This is a genomic window from Acinetobacter sp. YH12068_T (genome assembly GCF_024606005.1).
Lineage (GTDB): Bacteria > Pseudomonadota > Gammaproteobacteria > Pseudomonadales > Moraxellaceae > Acinetobacter > Acinetobacter amyesii.
This window is the reverse complement of record NZ_CP094555.1, coordinates 2,988,957-3,009,941: the sequence shown is the minus strand read 5'-3', so window position 1 is coordinate 3,009,941 and position 20,985 is coordinate 2,988,957. Positions and strand designations below refer to the sequence as shown.

Sequence of the window (20,985 nt, the reverse complement as noted above, 5' to 3'; positions counted from 1 at the left end):
CATGCTTTTTATCAATACACGTCCAGCAGATCGTGCAACGCAGCTTAGCTTGACGCTGCGCTCTGCGGGTGTTGCTGTGGCTGAGCTTCCATTACTTGAGCTCAAGCCACGGGCATGGTCAGAAGCATTGGCAGCGTGCTACGCCCAGTTGAGTGCTGCGGATGTATTGGTTGTGGTGAGCCCCTCTGCGGTTACCTTTGGAATGCAAGGTTTGCGTAAGGCAGGCATTTCACTTGATCAGCTCGAACATATTCAATGGGTTGCAGTCGGTGATGCAACTGCAGCAAAGCTGGCTGATTATGGTATTCACAGTGTCGTACCGCAGGTGGAAACCTCGGAGGGAATGCTCACCTTAAGCCATTTAGAACAATTAGAGGCCGGGGCTTGCGTTGCATTTTGGCGCGGTGAAGGTGGTCGTCAATTTATGATGCAGCAGTTGCTAGCACGTGGCATTCAGGTTCTCAATTTGGTGCTATACGAACGGCATCTACCGGAAGAGACCACTCAAAAAGTAAAAACACTCATTTCTGAACATCAGTTGTCATCTCCGTATTGTATGTTGATCACCAGTGAGGCCAGTTGGCTCAATTGGCTTGACTTGATTCAGTCGCATTTATCAGTGCTGAGTCATGCACATTTTTTAGTTTTAGGTGTAAGGTTGTTCGAGCTACTTGAGCAAAGTCGTATAACACTGAACAAAGATTTTAAAATTATTCAACTCGAAGATTTAAACGCGACACACATATTGCAGCATGTGCAAGTCGTGCAGGGAAATACATGAAGAAGTTGTTTGTCGTTGTGGTCATTGTCGCCGTACTTTGGTTGGCTAAACTCAGTTTTGACCTATTTCAAGTCAATGCTCAACAAACCGAACTGATGCAACAGCAAACTTTATTGCAACAGCGCAATGCAGGTTTGAATGATCAGGTTGTGGCTTTGAAACGACAGTTGAGCGGCAGAACGACCGAGATGTCGGCTGCAACGATATCGAATGCTTCGATTGCTGCTGAGGCAACCCATAGTATTGAGCCAATGAGTGTGGTGGCTCAGCAACTTGATTTGGTTGAATTTGCCATGCAGCAACAACAATTTGCTGTTGCTATGGAAAAATTAAACAAATTAGATCAACAATTAGATCAGTTGAGCTTGGCACCTGCACTGCGCATGAGTTTGCATCAGGTGATTCAAAAAGACCGTGAGACCTTAAAGCAATATGTGACAGAGCGTCAGTTGCAGTCCGATAAAGTGAAAAATACTCTGCAATCGATCGATCAATTGTTAGAAAAAGAAATATTAAAGCCCTATAGTTCTAAAGAGCAGCAAAAAGGTCTTTCTTTTTGGCAAAAATGGATTCAAGTCGAATCGGTTGAGCAACCGAGTCTCGTATTAATGCAGCGTAGCTTGGTATTAAAAGAAATGCAGTTGCGTTTAATTTTGGCTCAGCAGGTTTTAAATCAAGGACAATATCCTCAATTTCAACAAGAAATCACTGAAATTATTAAAATTATGCAGCAATTGCCAGATGCTTCATTAAAACTGATACGCCAACGTTTAGAACAATTAAAGGACATTCCGGTTATTTCTGTACCGCTGTTAAATACTCGGGCACTCATAGGATAATCGACTATGAAACATATTTTATTGGCCTATTTATTTATTAGCTTATTGGTTGTCGCCATTATTAGTTTGCTGAGTTTTGGACATGGTGCAGGTTATGTGTATTTATACTGGCGTGAATGGCAAGTTCAATCCAATATTTGGTTTTTAGCATTATTGCTAGCATTACTGAGTTTAGTCGTGCAAATGCTTTGGTATGCGGTTAAACGTTATTTAAGTCGAGAACAACGTAAATCTGAAACGGTCTTTAGTTTTAATAAACTACATCCCTATGAGCAATTGGCTGTCATTTGGCTTTTAAATGCTGCGCAAGATCAAAAAAACTTTATTCAGCAAGCTTTTACTGAGTCTGGATTATTAAAAGGGGTGATCGATGCGCGTTTATATTGGATTCAGCAACAATATGAAACAGCATTAAATGCATTAACTCAGACCAATCCAATGGCTTTTGAGCTTGCAGAATTGCAACGGATTGAAATTTATTTATCTCAACAAGAGGGTGAAAAGGCTTTAACGCATCTTGAATTTTTAAATCAACATGAACTATCGCCATGGTTGCAAAAAGTCAGTAGTGCCTATGAGCAGCGCCTAACCACGCTATGGGGCATGTTTGCGTTGCAGTTTCCTTGGTTGTATTTGCGTTCGACACGTTATGGACATTTAGATGAGCTGACAAAACAAGCTTGGTTGGAGCAATTATTATCAGCGTTTGATCAAGCTGATGTCGATGACTTACAGTATTTAAAGCAGCGTTATTTGGATTTACAAGATCAAATCACAGAGCGTAAATATGCGGTCAAAGTGCTTTGGTTAAAAGTCTTGTCTCGTATGCCAGAGATGAGTCAGGAGCATGAGCAATTGGCCATTCATTTGCTGGAACAGCAATTTAACAAAGAAGTGTTCTTTTTGTGGTTCCAGCAAAAAATGCTGAAGCAAAACCCTGACTATGTGGCTGTAGAACAGCAGATTCAACATTGGGAAGAAAAGTATCCTGCGCTGCCTGTTTTTAGTTTTGCAAAATGGAATATTTACCAAGCGACAGCACGTCAAGCTGAAGCAGATGCATTGTTAGAATTATATCCAAATGATGTATTAATGAGTTATTTACGCATCAAGTCAGCTTTAAATCAGCAGGATGACTTGATCAAACAATTAAATTTAATATTTGAAAATAATGCCAATTTTATGGAAATTCGAATATAAGGACATTATATGCGAGAAGATTTAGCTCAATATTCATTGGTTCATACTCAACACGTCGCTTGGGGGGATATGGATGCTTTTGGTCATGTAAATAACGTGCATTATTATCGTTATATGGAAAGTACGCGGATTGGTTATTTAGATCAGTTGGATATATTTAATCAGTCTGTGGTTACGGTTGTGGCTTCAAGCCAATGTAAATATTTAAGCCCCGTGGTTTATCCTGATATTTTAAAAGTGGCAACGCGCGTTGAAGAATTAAGAAATAGTGCATTTCGTATGAGTTATATATTATGGAGTGAACAGCAACAAAAAATCGTTGCAACAGGCGATGCGGTTATTGTGTGCGTGGATAAAACTACCCTACAAAAAACTTCAATTCCAGAAAGTATAAAAACTAAAATAAAAGCTTTGGAGATTTCAGTCGGAAATAATATTTAAATACAATTTAACTTTATATATTTTAAGGAGTCGTGTTAAAATATTGTAGTAAAATGAAAGTTATTTATTGAATAAAAATTTTATTATAATATTATGAGCGAGTTTTCATAAGCATTATTAAAATGAAATTTCGGAGTTAAAGATTATGCCTGATATTAGTAATTTATCAGTTGAAGAGTTAAAGAAGCTTCAAGTAGAAGCTGAAGCGCTGATTGCATCTAAAAAAGATCAAGCGATTGAAGATGCGTACAACCGTATTGTTGAAATTGCAGAAAATTTAGATTTAAGCGTTGAACAAATCCTTGAATTTGGTTCAAGCAAACGTAAAAAATCAACTCGTAAAGCGGTTGAACCACGTTACCGTAGCAAAACCAATGCAGATGACACTTGGACTGGTCGTGGTAAGCAACCACGTTGGTTAGTGGCTGAGTTAGAAAAAGGCGCGAAACTAGAAGACTTCTTAATTTAAGAATAATTCATGAAATCGTCATATCCTGAGTTCAGGATAATTAAACCAGGCAAATGCCTGGTTTTTTTATCTCTTTGAATTGGCTATGAAGAAAAAGTATGCATAATGTGTCTATAAAGAAAAATGTTTAAATGATGGAAAAAAATTGATGGCTCGGTTGTGGTGGGATGATCAATAAAACTAATAATATTCGGTGGCTCATTTTTGCTGCGATCAGTTTTTTAATTTTCGTTATGCTGCAAGTGCCAGCAGCGTGGCTCATTACAAAGTTTTATAAAAATAACCAAATGCTACATAACGTCAGTGGCAATATTTGGCACGGGCAAGCAGATTGGACACGAGGAAATTTGAAAGGCTCGTTAAACTGGAACACACGCCCGTGGGATTTGATTTTGTTGCGCTTGGGTGCAAATGTTGAAATTCATAGTGGCAATACCAAACTGCAAGGTGTGATGGGGTATGGTTTTGGAAAAAGTATCAGCATCAAAAACTTAGAGGGTCAAATTGCCCCTGAAACCTTAAAAAGTTTTGCCGATTGGCAATGGCCAATGAATGCCATTCAATTAAAAGATGTGCAGTTTAAATATAAGCCACAACAGGGATTTAGTCGTTCATCAGGCGAGATACAGTGGGCAGGTGGGGATTTGTCATTTAGCTTTGCACAGCGTCAAGAGTCAATGAATGTGCCTGCCATGTTGGCTCAATTAAAAGACGATAATGGCAAATTGTCGATTGATGTTCGAGATCAACGTGAACAAAAAATGATGAATATGTCACTTGAGCCAGACCTCATGTTGGATGTGCAATTAACCCAGCGCTTTTTGATGAATGTTGCTTCCTATGAAGGTAAGGCAGGATTAGATACGTATGTGATTAGTTCGCGTCAACCCCTATTGAGTGGGGTGAACTGATGGCTGACTATTTCGAAAAAATCCGCGAGATCAATTGGAAGCAAACAGATCGACTTGCACCTGTGGTCTTGGTTTTAATAATTTTGTACCTGTGCTGGAAGTTAGCCGCTTTATTTTGGTTATTGATTGCACCGCCACAAGCCATGCAGTTAGACCGAGTTGAATTGGGTTCACAGCAAACGCAAGTTCCTAATATTAGTTCTTTTGCCTTGTTTCAGGAAAATCGCAGTTCAGCAGCTGACGCGCAGTTAAATATGGTGTTACAAGGTGTGGTGGTTGGACAGTCAAGTCGTTACTCGTCGGCAGTGATTAAGGTCAATGAGAGTTCAGATCGCTACTTGGTTGGAGAAACCATTCAAGGTTCATCCTACCAATTGGCTGAAGTGTATTGGGATAAGGTGATTTTAACGCAGGGCAATGGTGCACGGCGTGAATTGGCGTTCCAAGGTATTGAAAACGGATTAGATCAACCGATTGTCCCTACAGCCAATGCAACATCAGGCGGATCTTTGCAGAATAACAGCATGCAAAATACAACTGATCCTGCAAATTTAGGGCAAAGCACAACGCAGTCCGCGATTGGTCAGGCCGTACAACGCATGACTGAAAATCGTGAACAATATATGCAGGAAATGGGGGTAAATCCATCAGTTAATGGTGGGTTTGAAGTTTCAAATCGAACACCTGCAGCCTTAAGAAATAAATTGGGTTTGCAGCCGGGTGACCGCATCATGTCTTTAAATGGGCAGGCGGTCGGTGCAGGACAATCTGAGGCGCAATTATTAGAACAAGCCCGCCGTGAAGGGCAGGTGAAACTTGAAGTCAAACGTGGTGATCAAGTGATGACCATACAACAGGATTTTTAGTGATGTTTCATCACTTTATAGGGTTAGGAAACACAGGCGTATATGGCTTTATTTAATAATAACCGTTCAACTTTAGCTACCTATGCCATGGTGCCCTTGGTTGCTATGGTCAGCACAGCAAGTTATGCACAAACTTGGAAAATCAATTTACGTGATGCAGATCTTACGGCATTCATTAATGAAGTCGCAGATATCACGGGGAAAAATTTTGCAGTTGATCCACGGGTACGAGGAAATGTAACGGTTATTTCCAATAAGCCTTTAAATAAAAATGAAGTCTATGACCTGTTTCTCGGTGTATTGAATGTCAATGGCGTGGTGGCGATTCCATCGGGCAACACCATTAAACTGGTTCCAGACAGTAATGTAAAAAGCTCAGGCATTCCTTATGATGCGCGCCACCTTGCGTCTGGAGACCAAATTGTCACCCGAGTAATTTGGCTCGATAACACCAATGCGAATGACTTAATTCCAGCCCTACGTCCCTTGATGCCACAATTTGCACATTTGTCGGCAGTGGCGGGGACCAATGCGCTGATCGTCTCAGACCGTGCTAGTAATATTTACCAGCTCGAAACGATTATTCGTAATTTAGATGGAACGGGTCAAAATGATATCGAAGCCGTGACGCTGCAATCGAGTCAGGCCGAAGAAATGATTGGGCTGTTAGAGTCGATGAGTTCGACCGGCGCATCAAAAGACCCGAAAGGTTCACGAATTCGTATTATTGCGGACAATCGAACCAATCGTATTATCATTAAAGGTGATACAGCGACACGTAAGCGTATTCGTAAGATTATTGAGACCTTAGATGTGCCTGCGGCAGATCGATTGGGTGGATTGAAAGTCTTCCGTTTGAAGTATGCAAGTGCCAAAAACTTGTCGGAAATCTTGCAAGGCTTGGTCACGGGGCAGGCTGTTTCGAGTACGAATTCATCGAATAGCTCAAATAGCAGCACGATGAACAGTTTAATGAATGATAGTAACAGTTCGAATTCACAGTCATTCAGCTCACAAAATAACACCAGTTCTGGCATTAACCTCAACAGCAATAACTCTTCCAATAATACGCAAAATGGTATTTCAAGTTTTAATGCCAATGGCGTCAGTATTATTGCCGATACCACACAAAATGCACTGATTGTGAAAGCAGATCCGCAGCTCATGCGTGAAATTGAATCTGCGATTCAGCAGCTGGATATTCGTCGTCAGCAAGTGCTGATCGAAGCGGCGATTATTGAAGTCGAAGGCACGGATACCGATCAACTCGGTGTGCAATGGGCGTTGGGTGATATCAGTAGTGGTATCGGCTTAATTAACTTTGATAACTTTGGTTCTAGTTTAAAGAATATTGCCGCAGGTTATTTAACTGGTGGCGCTGCGGGTGCAGGTAGCGCGGTGAGTGCGGGTACTTCTTTGGTCCTTGGTGATTATCGTGAAGGCAGTGATGGTTCGCGCAAACTCTATGGTGCGATGATTCAGGCCCTAAAAGAAAAAACCAAATCGAATCTATTATCTACACCGTCTATTGTGACGATGGATAACGAAGAAGCCTATATTGTGGTGGGTGAGAACGTTCCATTTGTGACAGGCTCGGTCACCACCAATGGTGGTACAGCCAATCCATATACATCGATTGAGCGTAAAGATGTCGGTGTGACGTTGAAAGTTGTGCCGCATATTGGCGACGGTGGTTCGGTGCGTTTAGAGGTCGAGCAAGAAGTTTCTGATGTAAAAGACAATAAAGGTCAAGCGTCGGACTTGGTTACGACTAAACGTGCGATCAAAACCTCGATCTTGGCAGAGCATGGTCAAACGATTGTGTTGGGTGGTTTGATCTCTGACAATACATTGCATGGGCGTCAATCGGTTCCGGGGCTAGGGGCTATTCCTGTACTTGGTAAACTCTTTAGCTCGGAAGGAAAATCCAACAGTAAACGCAATTTGCTGATCTTTATTCATCCGACCATTGTTGGAAATTCTGCCGATGTGAAGAAAATGTCTCAGCAGCGCTACAGTCAGCTCTATAGTCTGCAACTGGCATTGGATAATGACGGTAATTTTGCGAAATTACCTGAAAATGTGGACGATGTGTATCAACAGCGCATACCTGTTTCAAAAGGTACAGCGCCAGCCCCTGTGTATAAGACGGTACCGACAGCACCACAAATGACACAGCCAGCGGCAGTGGTCTCCACGCCAGTCGCCATTGAACCTGCGGTGAAGCGCCAAACCATTACCGTACCGAATGGCAAAGTGGCGGGCATGCCTTAGGTGAGACAGCAGGGTGGTTTAGCTTTGAAACCACAGCATGCTATGATGAAAAAAACGAGCAATAGAGAATTAACTTCATGACTTGGAAAATTCAAGCAATTTCTGGTGATTTAACAGGACAAGAAATTAGTATTGAGCGAGATATGTTGGTGGGTCGTCATCAACAAGCAGATATTGTTTTACAAGAATCTGATGTATCGCGTAAACATGCTGCCTTTGTACTGAAAGATCAGGCACTCTGGTTGCAAGATCTCAATTCATCTAATGGGACGTTTATTAATGATGTCCGTTTGACTGGTGAATCTCTTTTAAAAGAAGGTGATATTGTACAGTTTGCCAGTGTGAAGTTTAGTTTATTGGCTCCGGCTAAAGCCGTGGAGATCCCTGCGGATATTGAACAAAGCGTTGAAGCGTTGCAAACAGAAGAAATTACACCTGTTCAGCAGCCGTCTGAAGCTGTTGCAGTTTCTGAAACTGTGGCACAAGAGTCTGTAGCAAACACGTCTGAGACTAAGGCACAAGAGCCTGTTGTTAAAACCGCAGCACAACAAATGAATGATCAAGGTATGCCAGAGTTGAAAGAGCGAGATGGCTCGGTTCAATTGACTCGTGATGGTATGCCGACCAATGTAGGTGTGCCTAAACCTGCACCAATTCCTGAGGGAATTGACGTAACTGCTGTTCCGAAAAATGAAGCATGTGATGTAGAAATTCCAGCGACATGTGTAGAGCAAGAGCGTGAAGCGCAAAAAAATGCCTCTGTGGGCTTAATCTCAGTCATTGTTTTAATCATTCTTGCAATTATTGCATGGGTCTTGTTTAAATAAACCGAGACATTCCTCAAAAGGCATGCATGGGCATGCCTTTTTTATGGGGAAAATTTACAAAAAAATAGAGGGACATTATGTTTGAAGTTCGTTTAGCAGAACGCCAAATGATTTTATTTGATCTGGATGGAACGCTAGTCGATTCAGCATCTGACTTACATCGTGCGATGAATATGAGTCTAAATGCGTTGCAATTACCGTTGGTCACAGAAGCGCAGGTGCGAAACTGGATTGGGAAAGGAACTTCATTGTTTTGTCATAGCGTACTTGAATACTTGACCGGGAAGGTGGATGCCGCACAGCACCATCTTTTACTGGAAACTTTTCTAAAGATTTACAATGCAGATCCTTGTGTTTTGACGCAGCCCTTTGACGGCATTCTAGCGTTCTTGGATTGGGCAAAAGCAGAAGAGAAAATTCTGATTTGTGTGACCAATAAACCAGAGCAACCGGCACGCAGTATTGTGCAGGCACTAGGTATGCATGAATACTTTGATGATGTGATTGGCGGAGATCGTTTTGAAGAGCGTAAACCACATCCCAAGCAGCTAGAGTATTGTGCGGAGCATTATGCCTTGCCGAAACAGCAAATTTTGATGGTGGGTGATTCTGTCAATGATGTAGAGGCAGCACGTCGTGCGGGTATTGATTGTATTGTGGTCAGCTATGGCTATAATCATGGTGAAAATATTCGAGATTGTCAGCCGCAGCACGTGGTTGATAACTTAAAAGAATTATTGGGTTGAAATAAGTAGGGTTAAGGAAGTGAAAATGAGCAAGTGTGTAGTATTTCGATGGCGTCACTCAATCAGCATGAGAAGAAATTAACTGAAATTGAACACGCGAAATATAGAGAAACCCAAATGACTACACAAACTCAATTTGAACAACTGAAAACTGCTGGATATAACTTGATTCCAGTATATCGTCAGCGCTTGGCAGATACAGAAACTCCACTTTCTGTCTTTGCGCGATTAAAACAACATAAACAAGCCTATTTATTTGAATCTGTAGAGGGTGGCGAAAACTGGGCGCGTTACTCCATTATTGGCTTGGGCGAGTCCACCGTATTTTCGTGTAATGAAGGGCAGTTGACCGTTCAACATGCTGATGGCTCGGTTGAAAAACAACAATGTGCTGACCCATTTCAATACATTCGTGACTTCCAAGCACAATATAAAGTGCCTACACAGCAAGATTTGCCAGCGTTGCCGAGCTTTACTGGTGGATTGGTTGGATACTTTGGTTATGATGCTGTACGTTATATCGAACCAAAGCTCAATAACGTTCCAGAAGCTGACCCGGTCGGGATTCCGGATATTTGGATGATGCTATCAAAAACCGTCATCGTCTTTGATAACCTTAAGGATACCTTATTCTTAATTGTGCATGCCGATGTAAATGATGCTGAGGCCTATACCAAGGCGCAGCAACAATTGGATGAGCTAGAAGAACTTTTGGCAACCCCAATTGCACTCAAAGCAAATAAGCATACTGCACCACAGTTTGAATCCATCACTGGACATGACAACTTTATTGACTCTATTGCGAAAGTAAAAGAGTACATTAAGGCCGGTGATGTGATGCAGGTTGTGCCGGGCCATCGTATGGTATCCGATTTTGATGGTGAGCCTTTGCAGGTCTATCGTGCACTACGTCACCTCAATCCATCGCCATATTTGTTCTTGGTGCAAGGGCAGACACTAGAAAATGACATTCCTTTTCATATCGTCGGTTCATCACCTGAAATTTTGTCCCGTTTAGAAAATGGTGTGGCAACAGTTCGTCCTTTGGCGGGAACGCGACCACGAGGTAAAACAAAAGAAGAAGATTTAGCGCTAGAAAAAGATTTGCTATCTGATGAAAAAGAAATTGCAGAGCATTTGATGTTGATCGATTTGGGGCGAAATGATGTTGGACGCGTTTCTAAAATCGGTAAAGTTCACGTGACTGATCAAATGGTGATCGAACGTTATTCGCATGTCATGCACATTGTGTCAAATGTGCAAGGTGAAGTACGTGATGATGTCGATGCTTTGGATGTTTTTAAGGCAACATTCCCTGCGGGTACGCTTTCAGGCGCACCAAAAATCCGTGCTATGGAAATTATTGACGAAGTTGAACCAGTAAAACGTGGAATTTTTGGTGGTGCTGTTGGTTATTTAGGCTGGCATGGCGAAATGGACATGTCGATTGCGATTCGTACCTGTGTAATTCGTGAAAATAAGGTGTATGTTCAAGCTGGAGCAGGGGTGGTGTACGACTCAAATCCTGAATCAGAGTGGAATGAAACCCAAATAAAAGCTCGCGCAGTGATCAAAGCGGTTGAATTATCATCAAATGGATTGATTTTATGAGTTTTTCACGTTTTTTTTAGAAAAAACACTTGCAAGGATTTCAAGATTTGCTAAACTGCACACCGTTCCGATACGAAACGTACGAAACACTAAGAAACGCCGGCATAGCTCAGTTGGTAGAGCAACTGACTTGTAATCAGTAGGTCCACAGTTCGAATCCGTGTGCCGGCACCATCTTAGAAAGTTTGAGAGTGAGTAGAGAGAACAACGCTGAAGTAAGTGTAAAATGGTGAGGTTCCCGAGCGGTCAAAGGGGGCGGACTGTAACTCCGCTACGAAAGTTTCGAAGGTTCGAATCCTTCCCTCACCACCAATTTTAAGACTTCAATAAGTGGTTTGTACCAACATCGTGCGGGAGTAGCTCAGTTGGTAGAGCGGTAGCCTTCCAAGCTACATGTCGCGAGTTCGACCCTCGTCTCCCGCTCCATATCTATTGAAGTGCTTATATTTGCTCTTATAGCTCAGTGGTAGAGCACTCCCTTGGTAAGGGAGAGGTCTCGAGTTCAAATCTCGATAAGAGCTCCAGATTTTACAGTTTAGCAACTTTAAATGTTGCGCAAGATTCCAGAAGCAGGCTTTTTAGTCTGCTTTTCAAGTATTGGGTGTTTATTTTTTTTAGGCGATATGTCGGAGCTGGGTTTTACTCAGAATTGTGTTCGACGTAAACGAGGAAGAAAAGCATGGCTAAGGCTAAGTTTGAACGTAATAAGCCGCACGTTAACGTGGGCACAATCGGTCACGTTGACCATGGTAAAACGACTTTAACAGCTGCGATTGCAACTGTGTGTGCAAAAAAATTCGGTGGTGAAGCGAAAGATTACGCTGCAATCGACTCTGCACCAGAAGAAAAAGCACGTGGTATTACAATTAATACTTCACACGTAGAATACGATTCTCCAATCCGTCACTACGCTCACGTAGACTGCCCAGGTCACGCCGATTATGTTAAAAACATGATTACTGGTGCTGCGCAAATGGATGGTGCGATCCTTGTTTGTTCGGCGACTGATGGTCCTATGCCACAAACTCGTGAACACATCCTCCTTTCTCGTCAGGTAGGTGTACCTTATATCGTTGTATTCCTAAACAAATGCGATATCGTAGACGACGAAGAATTAATTGAATTAGTAGAAATGGAAGTTCGTGAACTTCTTTCTACTTATGACTTCCCAGGCGACGACACTCCAGTAATCCGTGGTTCTGCTCTTGCAGCGCTTAATGGTGAAGCTGGTCAATACGGCGAAGATGCTGTGGCTGCTCTTGTTGAAGCTCTTGACTCTTACATCCCAGAACCAGAACGTGCTATCGACCAAGCATTCCTTATGCCAATCGAAGACGTATTCTCAATTTCAGGTCGTGGTACAGTAGTAACTGGCCGTGTTGAAACTGGTATCGTGAAAGTAGGCGAAGAAGTTGAAATCGTTGGTATTAAAGATACAGTTAAAACAACTGTAACTGGCGTAGAAATGTTCCGTAAACTTCTTGACGAAGGTCGTGCGGGCGAGAACTGTGGTGTTCTTCTACGTGGTACTAAACGTGAAGACGTTCAACGTGGTCAAGTACTTGCTAAACCAGGTACAATCAAACCGCATACTAAATTCGACGCAGAAGTATACGTACTTTCTAAAGACGAAGGTGGTCGTCATACTCCATTCCTTAACGGTTACCGTCCACAGTTCTACTTCCGTACAACTGACGTAACTGGTGCGATCTCGCTTAAAGAAGGCGTTGAAATGGTTATGCCTGGTGACAACGTAGAAATGTCAGTAGAATTAATCCACCCAATCGCAATGGACGCTGGCTTACGCTTTGCAATCCGTGAAGGTGGCCGTACAGTTGGTGCGGGTGTTGTTTCTAAAGTAACTGCATAATATAATACAGTTATCTTTGTACAGATCGAGAGTTTCGACTCTCGATTTGCTCTGCAGGTCAGTAGTTCAATTGGTAGAGCGTCGGTCTCCAAAACCGAATGTTGGGGGTTCGAGTCCCTCCTGGCCTGCCAAATTTTTTTAAAAAGAAGCTTGATGCTGGCTCAACTGGTCATATAATAAGTCGCGAATCCTACGACGAGTACAAAAATGTCGAATGATAAATCGCGTGACGCATTAAGCGACGCGCCAATTCCTCAAAGAAATAATCCTGCTGAAGTTGTTAATTCTGGTTCCCCTTTAGACTATGTTCTGTGGGTTATCGCGTTGATTTTACTCGGTAGTTCTATGATGGTGAATCAACATTTGCCAGCATACTGGGCACCAGCGAATGATGTTTGGGTCCGTGTTGGGGTAATTTTGGCTTGTATCATCGTGGCTTTAGGTTTATTATACGCCACCCATCAAGGCAAAGGCTTTGTTCGATTGTTGAAAGATGCTCGAATTGAGTTACGTCGAGTGACTTGGCCAACCAAGCAAGAGACCATGACCACATCTTGGCAGGTACTTGCGGTAGTCTTAGTGGCATCTATTTTATTATGGTGCTTTGACTATGCTTTGAGCTGGTTAATGAAGTTTATTATCGGGTAAGAGAGCTATGAAACGTTGGTACATTATTCATGCCTATTCTGGTTATGAAAAACAAGTGTTACGCTCACTTAATGATCGAATCCAGCGTAGCGCTGTAGCCGATAGCTTTGGTGAAGTCCTTGTCCCTACTGAAGAAGTAGTGGAAATGAAGGATGGTAAGAAACGTAAATCTGAGCGTAAATTCTTTCCAGGCTATGTATTAGTCGAGATGGAAATGAATGATGAAACTTGGCACATTGTTAAAGAATGTCCAAAAGTATTAGGTTTCATTGGTGGTACTGCAGAGAAGCCTGCACCAATTACGCAAAAAGAAGCTGATGCGATTCTTGCACGTGTACGCAATACTGGCGAAGCACCTCGTCCTAAGACGATGTTTGAACCAGGTGAAGAATTACTCGTAATTGATGGTCCATTCACCGATTTTAAAGGCGTGGTGGAAGAAGTTCTATACGATAAGTCACGTTTAACGTTGACGATTAATGTATTTAATCGACCAACTCAGGTTGAGCTGGAATTTCGCCAAGTCGAAAAATCGGTTTAATTTAACTTGGTTGATAAACGCCCGATTTGTTATGAGTCGGGCATTGTTGTTGTAACGGTATTGTTACTTATATGTATGGGGAGCCTAGCGGCGTTAGTACCCAGAGGTAATTGAAATGGCTAAGAAGATTGACGGCTATATCAAGCTGCAAGTTCCAGCTGGTAAAGCAAATCCATCTCCACCGATTGGTCCTGCACTAGGTCAACGTGGTGTTAACATCATGGCATTCTGTAAAGAATTCAATGCTGCGACACAAAAAGTTGAAGCTGGTCTTCCAATTCCAGTAGTGATCACTGTGTACAACGACAAGTCGTTCACATTCATCATGAAAACTCCTCCTGCTGCGATTCTTCTTAAGAAAGCTGCGGGCATCCAAAAGGGTTCAGCTGTACCTAACAAAACTAAAGTTGGTAAGTTGACTCGCGCTCAATTAGAAGAAATTGCGACTACTAAAGAACCAGATCTTACTGGTGCTGATTTAGACGCACGTGTACGTACCATTGCTGGTTCTGCGCGTTCTATGGGCTTGGAAGTGGAGCTATAAGACATGGCTAAATTAACTAAACGTCAAAAAGCCATTGTTGCTGCTGTTGAAGCTAACAAAGTTTACACTTTGGAAGAGGCAGTTGCAGTTCTTAACGGCCTTCCAGCAGTAAAATTCAAAGAATCTTTGGATGTTGCTGTAAACCTAGGTGTTGATCCTCGTAAATCTGACCAAGTTGTTCGTGGCGCGACTACACTTCCTGCAGGTACTGGTAAAACTGTACGTGTAGCTGTGTTTGCTCAAGGCGCTGCTGCTGAAGCTGCTAAAGCTGAAGGCGCGGACGTTGTTGGTTTTGATGATCTTGCGGAAAGCATCCAAGCGGGTAACCTTGACTTTGACGTAGTAATTGCAGCTCCGGATGCAATGCGCGTTGTTGGTAAGTTAGGTACGATTCTTGGTCCACGTGGCTTAATGCCAAACCCTAAAGTGGGTACTGTAACTCCTGACGTAGCTTCTGCTGTTAAAAACGCGAAAGCTGGTCAAGCACGTTACCGTGTAGACAAAGCGGGTATTATCCACGCTGCGATCGGTCAAGTAGGTTTCACTGCTGAAGCTGTTCGTTCAAACGTTGAAGCTCTTGTAGCTGACCTTAAGAAAGCAAAACCTGCTACTTCTAAAGGTGTTTACATCCAAAAGATCACTTTAAGCTCAACTATGGGTCCTGGTCTTGTTGTTGATGTAGCAAACGTTTCTAAATAAGTTTCGACTTATTACAGAATTTTAAAGCCCTGAGTAATATTTGAAGCACTGCTTTAAATATTACGCAAGAAACGCTTCGTCGTATATTGCGTGATTCAGGCAAACTTTGAATTGATAAATTTAGATTTATCAGCGTCAAAGACCTCAGGCGAGGGGAGTTGTATGCTTTCTTCTTAATAGCCCAGCCTGAGTAGACGCGGTGGTGTGATTTGTTCCTCCTCCGCGTGTTGGTTCAGTGATGAGCTAACGAATTGGGAGTGCATCTGTATAGGTGCATAAATCACCGTTAGGAGGTTTTACAATGGCTCTTCTTATCGAAGGCAAAAAACAGATCGTAGCTGAAGTAACTGAAGTTGCTTCTACTGCGTATGCTGCTGTTGTTGCTGACTATCAAGGTTTAACTGTTGAGCAATTAACTGCTCTACGTGTTGAAGCTCGTAAACTAGGTGTTGCTACTCGTGTAGTTCGTAACACTTTGGCTAAACGTGCTCTTCAAGATACTCAATTCAATATCTTGAGCGACAACCTTGTTGGCCCAACAATCTTAGCTTTCTCAACTTCTGAAGACGACATGGGCGCAGCTGCTCGTTTGTTCGAAGAATTTGCTAAAACTAATAAAGCATTTGAACTTAAAGCTGCTGCATTTGACGGTAAAGTTTATCAAGGTGCTGAAGTTAGCGTTATCGCGAACCTTCCAAACCAAGAGAAAGCGCTTACTATGCTTGCAAACGTTCTTCAAGCTCCTATTTCGAAATTGGGTCGCCTTATTACTGCGCTCAAAGAGAAAAACGAGTCAGAAGCTGCTTAAGCTTAAATCAATTTACACACCATTCAATACCCATTTGGAGTTACTCTCATGGCTTTAACAAACGAAGAAATCTTAAACGCAGTTGCTGAAAAAACTGTTCTTGAACTTGTTGAACTTATTTCTGCTTTCGAAGAAAAATTCAACGTATCTGCTGCTGCTGTAGCAGTTGCTGCTGCTCCTGGCGCTGCTGGTGCTGCTGCTGAAGAACAATCAGAATTCAACGTTGAGTTGACTTCTTTCGGTGCTAACAAAGTTGCTGTAATTAAAGCAGTTCGTGAAGCTACTGGCCTTGGTCTTAAAGAAGCTAAAGATCTTGTTGAAAGCGCTCCTTCAGTTCTTAAAGAAGGCGTTTCTAAAGAAGAAGGCGAAGAACTTAAGAAAAAACTTGAAGAAGCTGGTGCTACAGTTACACTTAAGTAATCTTAAGGGGAGTCGATTTTTTATAATCGGCTCCAAAAAATGGCTGGTGGCCCTTGGGTCATCAGCCTTTTTGCGTTACAATAATCGGCTCGATTTTTGTTTGCATGATATAAAAATCATACAAATTAAAAATAATTTATAAAACCAAACGCTTACCAATATTTTTCAGTAAAAAATATTGTTAAGCGTTTTAATACCACTAAAAATTGCAGCATTTGTGAAAGTGGTGGCCATATCGGCCTGCGTAATTCCTTCTAAGTTCGTTCTGCAGGCGGACTTAGTTTACTTTCCGAGGACTCCAGATGGCATACTCATATACCGAAAAGAAACGGATCCGTAAGAATTTTGGTAAATTGCCCAAGGTAATGGATGTTCCGTACTTGCTCGCGATTCAAGTCGACTCGTACCGAACTTTCCTTCAAGACGGCAAAACTCCAAAAAACCGCGAAGATATCGGTCTCCAAGCCGCATTTCGTTCAGTTTTTCCTATTGAAAGTTATTCTGGCAATGCTGCTTTAGAATTTGTTGAGTATAGTCTTGGTAAGCCTGAATTTGATGTGCGCGAATGTATTCTTCGTGGCTCAACTTATGCGGCGCCAATGCGTGTAAAAATTCGTCTGATCATTAAAGATCGCGAAACTAAAACAATCAAAGATGTGCGTGAGCAAGAAGTCTACATGGGTGAAATGCCACTTATGACAGACAACGGTACCTTTGTGATCAATGGTACTGAGCGTGTAATCGTATCTCAATTACACCGTTCACCAGGTGTATTCTTTGACCACGATAAAGGCAAAACTCACTCTAGCGGTAAAGTTCTTTATTCTGCTCGTATCATTCCTTACCGTGGTTCATGGTTAGACTTTGAATTCGATGCAAAAGATCTTGTATATGTTCGTATTGACCGTCGTCGTAAATTACTTGCGACTGTTGTGCTTCGTGCCTTGGGTTATAACAACGAACAAATCCTAGACATGTTCTACGAAAAAGTACCTGTATATCTTGATATGGGTAGCTATCAAATTGACTTGGTTCCAGAACGTCTACGTGGCGAAATGGCTCAGTTTGATATCGTGGGTACAGACGGTAAGACAATTGTTGAACAAGGTAAACGTATTAACGCGCGCCATGTTCGTCAAATGGAAGCAGCAGGTCTTGAAAAACTTTCTGTTCCTGATGAATACCTATATGAACGTATTGTTGCTGAAGATGTAACGTTACGTGATGGCGAAGTAATTGCTGCAAATACAGTACTAAGCCATGAAATTATGGTGAAATTGGCTGAAGGCGGCGTTAAACAATTCAACGTACTTTATACCAATGACATCGACCGTGGTCCATTTATTGCGGACTCTTTACGTGCAGATACTACAACTGGTCGTGAAGAAGCACTTGTAGAAATCTACAAAGTGATGCGTCCGGGTGAGCCACCAACAAAAGAAGCTGCTGAAAACTTATTCAACAATTTATTCTTCTCTTCTGAACGTTATGACTTATCACCAGTAGGTCGTATGAAGTTCAACCGTCGTTTGGGTCGTCCTTACGAAGTGGGTACGGATCAGAAGTCTCGTGAAGTTGAAGGTATTCTTTCGAACGAAGACATCACTGATGTATTGAAAACATTAGTTGAAATCCGTAACGGTAAAGGTGAAGTCGATGATATCGATCACTTGGGTAACCGTCGTGTTCGTTCTGTTGGTGAAATGACAGAAAACCAATTCCGTGTTGGTCTAGTTCGTGTTGAACGTGCTGTTAAAGAACGTTTATCTCAAGCTGAAACTGATAACTTGTCTCCGCAAGATTTAATCAATGCGAAACCAGTTGCTGCTGCAATCAAAGAATTCTTTGGTTCAAGCCAGTTGTCTCAGTTCATGGACCAAAACAACCCGTTGTCTGAAATTACACACAAACGTCGTGTATCAGCATTGGGCCCAGGTGGTTTGACTCGTGAGCGTGCGGGCTTCGAAGTACGTGACGTACATCAAACTCATTATGGTCGTGTATGTCCAATTGAGACTCCTGAGGGTCCAAACATTGGTTTGATCAACTCACTTTCTGTTTATGCGAAAGCGAATGATTTTGGTTTCTTAGAAACGCCTTACCGTAAAGTTGTTGATGGTCGTGTAACGGATGACGTTGAATACCTTTCTGCGATTGAAGAAGTAGGTACTGTGATTGCACAGGCCGATTCAGGTGTAGATAAAGACGGTAATTTAACAGAAGAATTTGTTTCTGTACGTCACCAAGGTGATTTCGTACGTATGCCTCCTGAAAAAGTGACGCATATGGACGTATCTGCACAGCAGGTTGTATCTGTTGCTGCATCACTTATTCCATTCCTTGAACACGATGATGCCAACCGTGCATTGATGGGTTCAAACATGCAACGTCAGGCAGTACCTACGTTAATCGCTGACAAGCCGCTTGTTGGTACAGGTATGGAAGCAAACGTAGCGCACGACTCAGGTGTATGTGTTCTTGCGAAACGTGGTGGCCGTATTGAATTCGTCGACGCGTCTCGTGTTGTTATTCGTGTAAACGAAGACGAAATGATCGCGGGTGAAGCAGGTGTAGATATCTACAACCTGATCAAATATACACGTTCTAACCAAAACACTTGTATTAACCAAAAAGTGCTTGTAAGCCTTGGTGATCAAGTGGGTCGTGGTGACGTATTAGCTGATGGTCCATCTACAGATGGCGGTGAATTGGCATTGGGTCAAAACATGCGCGTAGCATTCATGACTTGGAACGGTTACAACTATGAAGACTCGATCTTATTATCTGAGCGTGTGCTTCAAGAAGATCGTTTAACATCAATCCACATTCAAGAATTGTCATGTGTAGCACGTGATACTAAATTGGGTGCGGAAGAAATTACTGCCGATATCCCTAACGTGGGTGAAGCAGCACTTTCTAAACTTGATGAGTCAGGTATTGTTTACATCGGTGCAGAAGTAACAGCGGGCGATATCCTTGTAGGTAAAGTAACACCTAAGGGTGAAACCCAACTTACTCCGGAAGAAAAACTTCTTCGTGCAATCTTCGGCGAAAAAGCGGCTGACGTTAAAGATTCATCTTTACGTGTATCTTCTGGTGTTAAAGGTACTGTTATTGACGTTCAAGTGTTTACACGTGATGGTCTTGAAAAAGACGAACGTGCTCAAGCAATTGAAAAAGCTCAATTAGATGCTTACCGTAAAGATTTGAAAGAAGAATTCAAAATCTTTGAAGAAGCAGCTCGTGAACGTATTGTTCGTTTGTTGAAAGGTCAAGAATCGAATGGTGGCGGTACAACTAAACGCGGTGACAAATTAACTGAAGAGTTATTGTCTGGTCTTGAGTTGGTTGATCTTATTGAAATCCAACCAGTTGACGAAGCGATTGCTGAGCGTTTAACTCAAATTCAAGTGTTCTTGAAAGAGAAGAGCCTTGAAATTGACGAGAAATTTGCAGAGAAAAAACGTAAATTGTCTACAGGCGATGAACTGACAACTGGCGTATTGAAAGTTGTTAAAGTTTACTTGGCTGTAAAACGTCGCATCCAACCGGGTGATAAAATGGCGGGTCGTCACGGTAACAAAGGTGTTGTATCAAACATCCTACCTGTAGAAGACATGCCACACGATGCAAACGGTGTTCCAGTTGATGTTGTACTTAACCCACTGGGTGTACCATCACGTATGAACGTGGGTCAGATTCTTGAAACTCACTTAGGTATGGCGGCTAAAGGTCTTGGCGATCAAATCGACAAGATGATGAAAGAGCAACGTACTGTACTTGAGCTTCGTGATTTCTTAGACAAGATTTACAATAAAGTTGGTGGCGAACAAGAAGATCTTGATAGCTTGACTGATGAAGAAATCTTGGTGCTTTCAGGTAACTTGCGTAAAGGTGTTCCTTTAGCAACACCAGTATTTGATGGTGCTGAAGAATCACAAATCAAAGAATTGTTAGAACTTGGTGGCATTTCACGTACTGGTCAAACAGTATTGTATGATGGTCGTACAGGTGAACGTTTTGACCGTCCAGTAACTGTGGGTTACATGTACATGTTGAAACTGAACCACTTGGTTGACGACAAGATGCATGCGCGTTCTACTGGTTCTTACTCTCTAGTAACTCAACAGCCGCTTGGTGGTAAAGCACAATTCGGTGGTCAGCGTTTCGGTGAGATGGAAGTATGGGCACTCGAAGCTTACGGTGCAGCATATACACTTCAAGAAATGCTTACTGTGAAGTCGGATGACGTTGAAGGTCGTACCCGTATCTATAAGAACATTGTAGATGGTAACCATTACATGGACCCAGGTATGCCTGAATCGTTCAACGTATTGACCAAAGAGATCCGTTCTTTAGGTATCAACATTGAACTGAAAAATGGTGACTAATTAGTTCCATTGAATCTCCCTTGCGAAGCAGTGCTTCTCACCTCTTTAATCAAGAGGGGCAAGGGGGATTTCTCAGTTAAAAAAACAATATTTGTGACC

General features: G+C 42.2%; 19 protein-coding genes and 5 tRNA genes. All 24 read left to right on the top strand.

Translation table 11 applies throughout. The annotated features are described in order from the left end of the window. Position 1: 1 nt before the first annotated feature. On the top strand, positions 2 to 781 hold the full coding sequence (locus tag MST18_RS14330) for a uroporphyrinogen-III synthase (protein WP_180132758.1): 780 nt from the start codon (positions 2 to 4) through the stop codon (positions 779 to 781). Then, complete coding sequence (locus MST18_RS14325) at positions 778 to 1,620, top strand: hypothetical protein (protein ID WP_180132757.1); 843 nt, start codon at positions 778 to 780, stop codon at positions 1,618 to 1,620. The genes MST18_RS14330 and MST18_RS14325 overlap by 4 nt, the downstream gene beginning before the upstream one ends. Positions 1,621 to 1,626: 6 nt before the next feature. Next, positions 1,627 to 2,820: a heme biosynthesis protein HemY gene (locus tag MST18_RS14320; protein ID WP_180132756.1), complete on the top strand. Its 1,194-nt coding sequence runs from the start codon at positions 1,627 to 1,629 to the stop codon at positions 2,818 to 2,820. A 9-nt stretch (positions 2,821 to 2,829) separates the two neighbouring features. After that, positions 2,830 to 3,261 (top strand): thioesterase family protein, encoded by a 432-nt coding sequence (locus MST18_RS14315; RefSeq protein ID WP_180132755.1) that lies wholly within the window; start codon positions 2,830 to 2,832, stop codon positions 3,259 to 3,261. A 142-nt stretch (positions 3,262 to 3,403) separates the two neighbouring features. After that, on the top strand, positions 3,404 to 3,730 hold the full coding sequence (locus MST18_RS14310; protein ID WP_078190459.1) for an H-NS family nucleoid-associated regulatory protein: 327 nt from the start codon (positions 3,404 to 3,406) through the stop codon (positions 3,728 to 3,730). Positions 3,731 to 3,897: 167 nt separating this feature from the next. After that, positions 3,898 to 4,641 carry a type II secretion system protein N gene (gene gspN / locus MST18_RS14305; RefSeq protein WP_168379021.1) on the top strand — a complete coding sequence of 248 codons (744 nt, stop codon included), beginning with the start codon at positions 3,898 to 3,900 and terminating at the stop codon, positions 4,639 to 4,641. Beyond that, entirely contained in the window at positions 4,641 to 5,507 is an 867-nt protein-coding gene (locus MST18_RS14300) for a type II secretion system protein N (RefSeq protein WP_180132754.1), read from the top strand. The genes gspN and MST18_RS14300 overlap by 1 nt, the downstream gene beginning before the upstream one ends. 42 nt (positions 5,508 to 5,549) lie before the next feature. After that, on the top strand, positions 5,550 to 7,781 hold the full coding sequence (gspD, locus tag MST18_RS14295) for a type II secretion system secretin GspD (RefSeq protein ID WP_180132753.1): 2,232 nt from the start codon (positions 5,550 to 5,552) through the stop codon (positions 7,779 to 7,781). 77 nt (positions 7,782 to 7,858) lie between these two features. Continuing rightward, positions 7,859 to 8,608 carry an FHA domain-containing protein gene (locus tag MST18_RS14290; protein ID WP_180132752.1) on the top strand — a complete coding sequence of 250 codons (750 nt, stop codon included), beginning with the start codon at positions 7,859 to 7,861 and terminating at the stop codon, positions 8,606 to 8,608. A gap of 77 nt (positions 8,609 to 8,685) precedes the next feature. Then, positions 8,686 to 9,354: a phosphoglycolate phosphatase gene (gene gph, locus MST18_RS14285; RefSeq protein ID WP_111886013.1), complete on the top strand. Its 669-nt coding sequence runs from the start codon at positions 8,686 to 8,688 to the stop codon at positions 9,352 to 9,354. A 117-nt stretch (positions 9,355 to 9,471) separates the two neighbouring features. Continuing rightward, positions 9,472 to 10,965, top strand: a complete 1,494-nt coding sequence (trpE, locus tag MST18_RS14280; RefSeq protein ID WP_078193306.1) for an anthranilate synthase component I — start codon at positions 9,472 to 9,474, stop codon at positions 10,963 to 10,965. 98 nt (positions 10,966 to 11,063) lie between these two features. Beyond that, positions 11,064 to 11,139, top strand: a tRNA-Thr gene (locus MST18_RS14275). 54 nt (positions 11,140 to 11,193) lie between these two features. Beyond that, a tRNA-Tyr gene (locus tag MST18_RS14270) sits at positions 11,194 to 11,277 on the top strand. A gap of 38 nt (positions 11,278 to 11,315) precedes the next feature. After that, a tRNA-Gly gene (locus MST18_RS14265) sits at positions 11,316 to 11,391 on the top strand. Positions 11,392 to 11,414: 23 nt separating this feature from the next. After that, positions 11,415 to 11,489 (top strand) — tRNA-Thr (locus tag MST18_RS14260). Positions 11,490 to 11,644: 155 nt separating this feature from the next. Continuing rightward, complete coding sequence (tuf, locus tag MST18_RS14255; RefSeq protein ID WP_180132751.1) at positions 11,645 to 12,835, top strand: elongation factor Tu; 1,191 nt, start codon at positions 11,645 to 11,647, stop codon at positions 12,833 to 12,835. A gap of 55 nt (positions 12,836 to 12,890) precedes the next feature. Continuing rightward, positions 12,891 to 12,966: transfer RNA gene (locus MST18_RS14250), tRNA-Trp, on the top strand. A gap of 76 nt (positions 12,967 to 13,042) precedes the next feature. After that, on the top strand, positions 13,043 to 13,483 hold the full coding sequence (gene secE / locus MST18_RS14245; RefSeq protein ID WP_078189832.1) for a preprotein translocase subunit SecE: 441 nt from the start codon (positions 13,043 to 13,045) through the stop codon (positions 13,481 to 13,483). Positions 13,484 to 13,490: 7 nt separating this feature from the next. Then, positions 13,491 to 14,024, top strand: coding sequence for a transcription termination/antitermination protein NusG (gene nusG / locus MST18_RS14240; RefSeq protein WP_078189831.1), 534 nt, complete (start codon positions 13,491 to 13,493; stop codon positions 14,022 to 14,024). Between the two features lie 115 nt (positions 14,025 to 14,139). Beyond that, positions 14,140 to 14,568 (top strand): 50S ribosomal protein L11, encoded by a 429-nt coding sequence (gene rplK, locus MST18_RS14235; protein ID WP_004868049.1) that lies wholly within the window; start codon positions 14,140 to 14,142, stop codon positions 14,566 to 14,568. 3 nt (positions 14,569 to 14,571) lie between these two features. Further along, complete coding sequence (rplA, locus tag MST18_RS14230) at positions 14,572 to 15,267, top strand: 50S ribosomal protein L1 (protein ID WP_078189830.1); 696 nt, start codon at positions 14,572 to 14,574, stop codon at positions 15,265 to 15,267. 301 nt (positions 15,268 to 15,568) lie between these two features. Then, on the top strand, positions 15,569 to 16,075 hold the full coding sequence (rplJ, locus tag MST18_RS14225; protein ID WP_111885844.1) for a 50S ribosomal protein L10: 507 nt from the start codon (positions 15,569 to 15,571) through the stop codon (positions 16,073 to 16,075). A gap of 48 nt (positions 16,076 to 16,123) precedes the next feature. Continuing rightward, positions 16,124 to 16,495, top strand: coding sequence for a 50S ribosomal protein L7/L12 (rplL, locus tag MST18_RS14220; protein ID WP_078189828.1), 372 nt, complete (start codon positions 16,124 to 16,126; stop codon positions 16,493 to 16,495). Positions 16,496 to 16,797: 302 nt separating this feature from the next. Next, the gene (gene rpoB / locus MST18_RS14215) at positions 16,798 to 20,886 is read left to right on the top strand and encodes a DNA-directed RNA polymerase subunit beta (RefSeq protein WP_180024736.1); all 4,089 of its coding nucleotides are present in this window, start codon (positions 16,798 to 16,800) and stop codon (positions 20,884 to 20,886) included. The last annotated feature ends 99 nt before the right edge of the window (positions 20,887 to 20,985 follow it).

What these genes read in the sequence shown, in the direction of transcription:
- MST18_RS14330 (WP_180132758.1), top strand. Translation starts at nt 2, where the DNA reads ATGCTTTTTATCAATACACGTCCAGCAGATCGTGCAACGCAGCTTAGC.
- MST18_RS14325 (WP_180132757.1), top strand. Translation starts at nt 778, where the DNA reads ATGAAGAAGTTGTTTGTCGTTGTGGTCATTGTCGCCGTACTTTGGTTG.
- MST18_RS14320 (WP_180132756.1), top strand. Translation starts at nt 1,627, where the DNA reads ATGAAACATATTTTATTGGCCTATTTATTTATTAGCTTATTGGTTGTC.
- MST18_RS14315 (WP_180132755.1), top strand. Translation starts at nt 2,830, where the DNA reads ATGCGAGAAGATTTAGCTCAATATTCATTGGTTCATACTCAACACGTC.
- gspN (WP_168379021.1), top strand. Translation starts at nt 3,898, where the DNA reads ATGATCAATAAAACTAATAATATTCGGTGGCTCATTTTTGCTGCGATC.
- MST18_RS14300 (WP_180132754.1), top strand. Translation starts at nt 4,641, where the DNA reads ATGGCTGACTATTTCGAAAAAATCCGCGAGATCAATTGGAAGCAAACA.
- gspD (WP_180132753.1), top strand. Translation starts at nt 5,550, where the DNA reads ATGGCTTTATTTAATAATAACCGTTCAACTTTAGCTACCTATGCCATG.
- MST18_RS14290 (WP_180132752.1), top strand. Translation starts at nt 7,859, where the DNA reads ATGACTTGGAAAATTCAAGCAATTTCTGGTGATTTAACAGGACAAGAA.
- gph (WP_111886013.1), top strand. Translation starts at nt 8,686, where the DNA reads ATGTTTGAAGTTCGTTTAGCAGAACGCCAAATGATTTTATTTGATCTG.
- trpE (WP_078193306.1), top strand. Translation starts at nt 9,472, where the DNA reads ATGACTACACAAACTCAATTTGAACAACTGAAAACTGCTGGATATAAC.
- tuf (WP_180132751.1), top strand. Translation starts at nt 11,645, where the DNA reads ATGGCTAAGGCTAAGTTTGAACGTAATAAGCCGCACGTTAACGTGGGC.
- secE (WP_078189832.1), top strand. Translation starts at nt 13,043, where the DNA reads ATGTCGAATGATAAATCGCGTGACGCATTAAGCGACGCGCCAATTCCT.
- nusG (WP_078189831.1), top strand. Translation starts at nt 13,491, where the DNA reads ATGAAACGTTGGTACATTATTCATGCCTATTCTGGTTATGAAAAACAA.
- rplK (WP_004868049.1), top strand. Translation starts at nt 14,140, where the DNA reads ATGGCTAAGAAGATTGACGGCTATATCAAGCTGCAAGTTCCAGCTGGT.
- rplA (WP_078189830.1), top strand. Translation starts at nt 14,572, where the DNA reads ATGGCTAAATTAACTAAACGTCAAAAAGCCATTGTTGCTGCTGTTGAA.
- rplJ (WP_111885844.1), top strand. Translation starts at nt 15,569, where the DNA reads ATGGCTCTTCTTATCGAAGGCAAAAAACAGATCGTAGCTGAAGTAACT.
- rplL (WP_078189828.1), top strand. Translation starts at nt 16,124, where the DNA reads ATGGCTTTAACAAACGAAGAAATCTTAAACGCAGTTGCTGAAAAAACT.
- rpoB (WP_180024736.1), top strand. Translation starts at nt 16,798, where the DNA reads ATGGCATACTCATATACCGAAAAGAAACGGATCCGTAAGAATTTTGGT.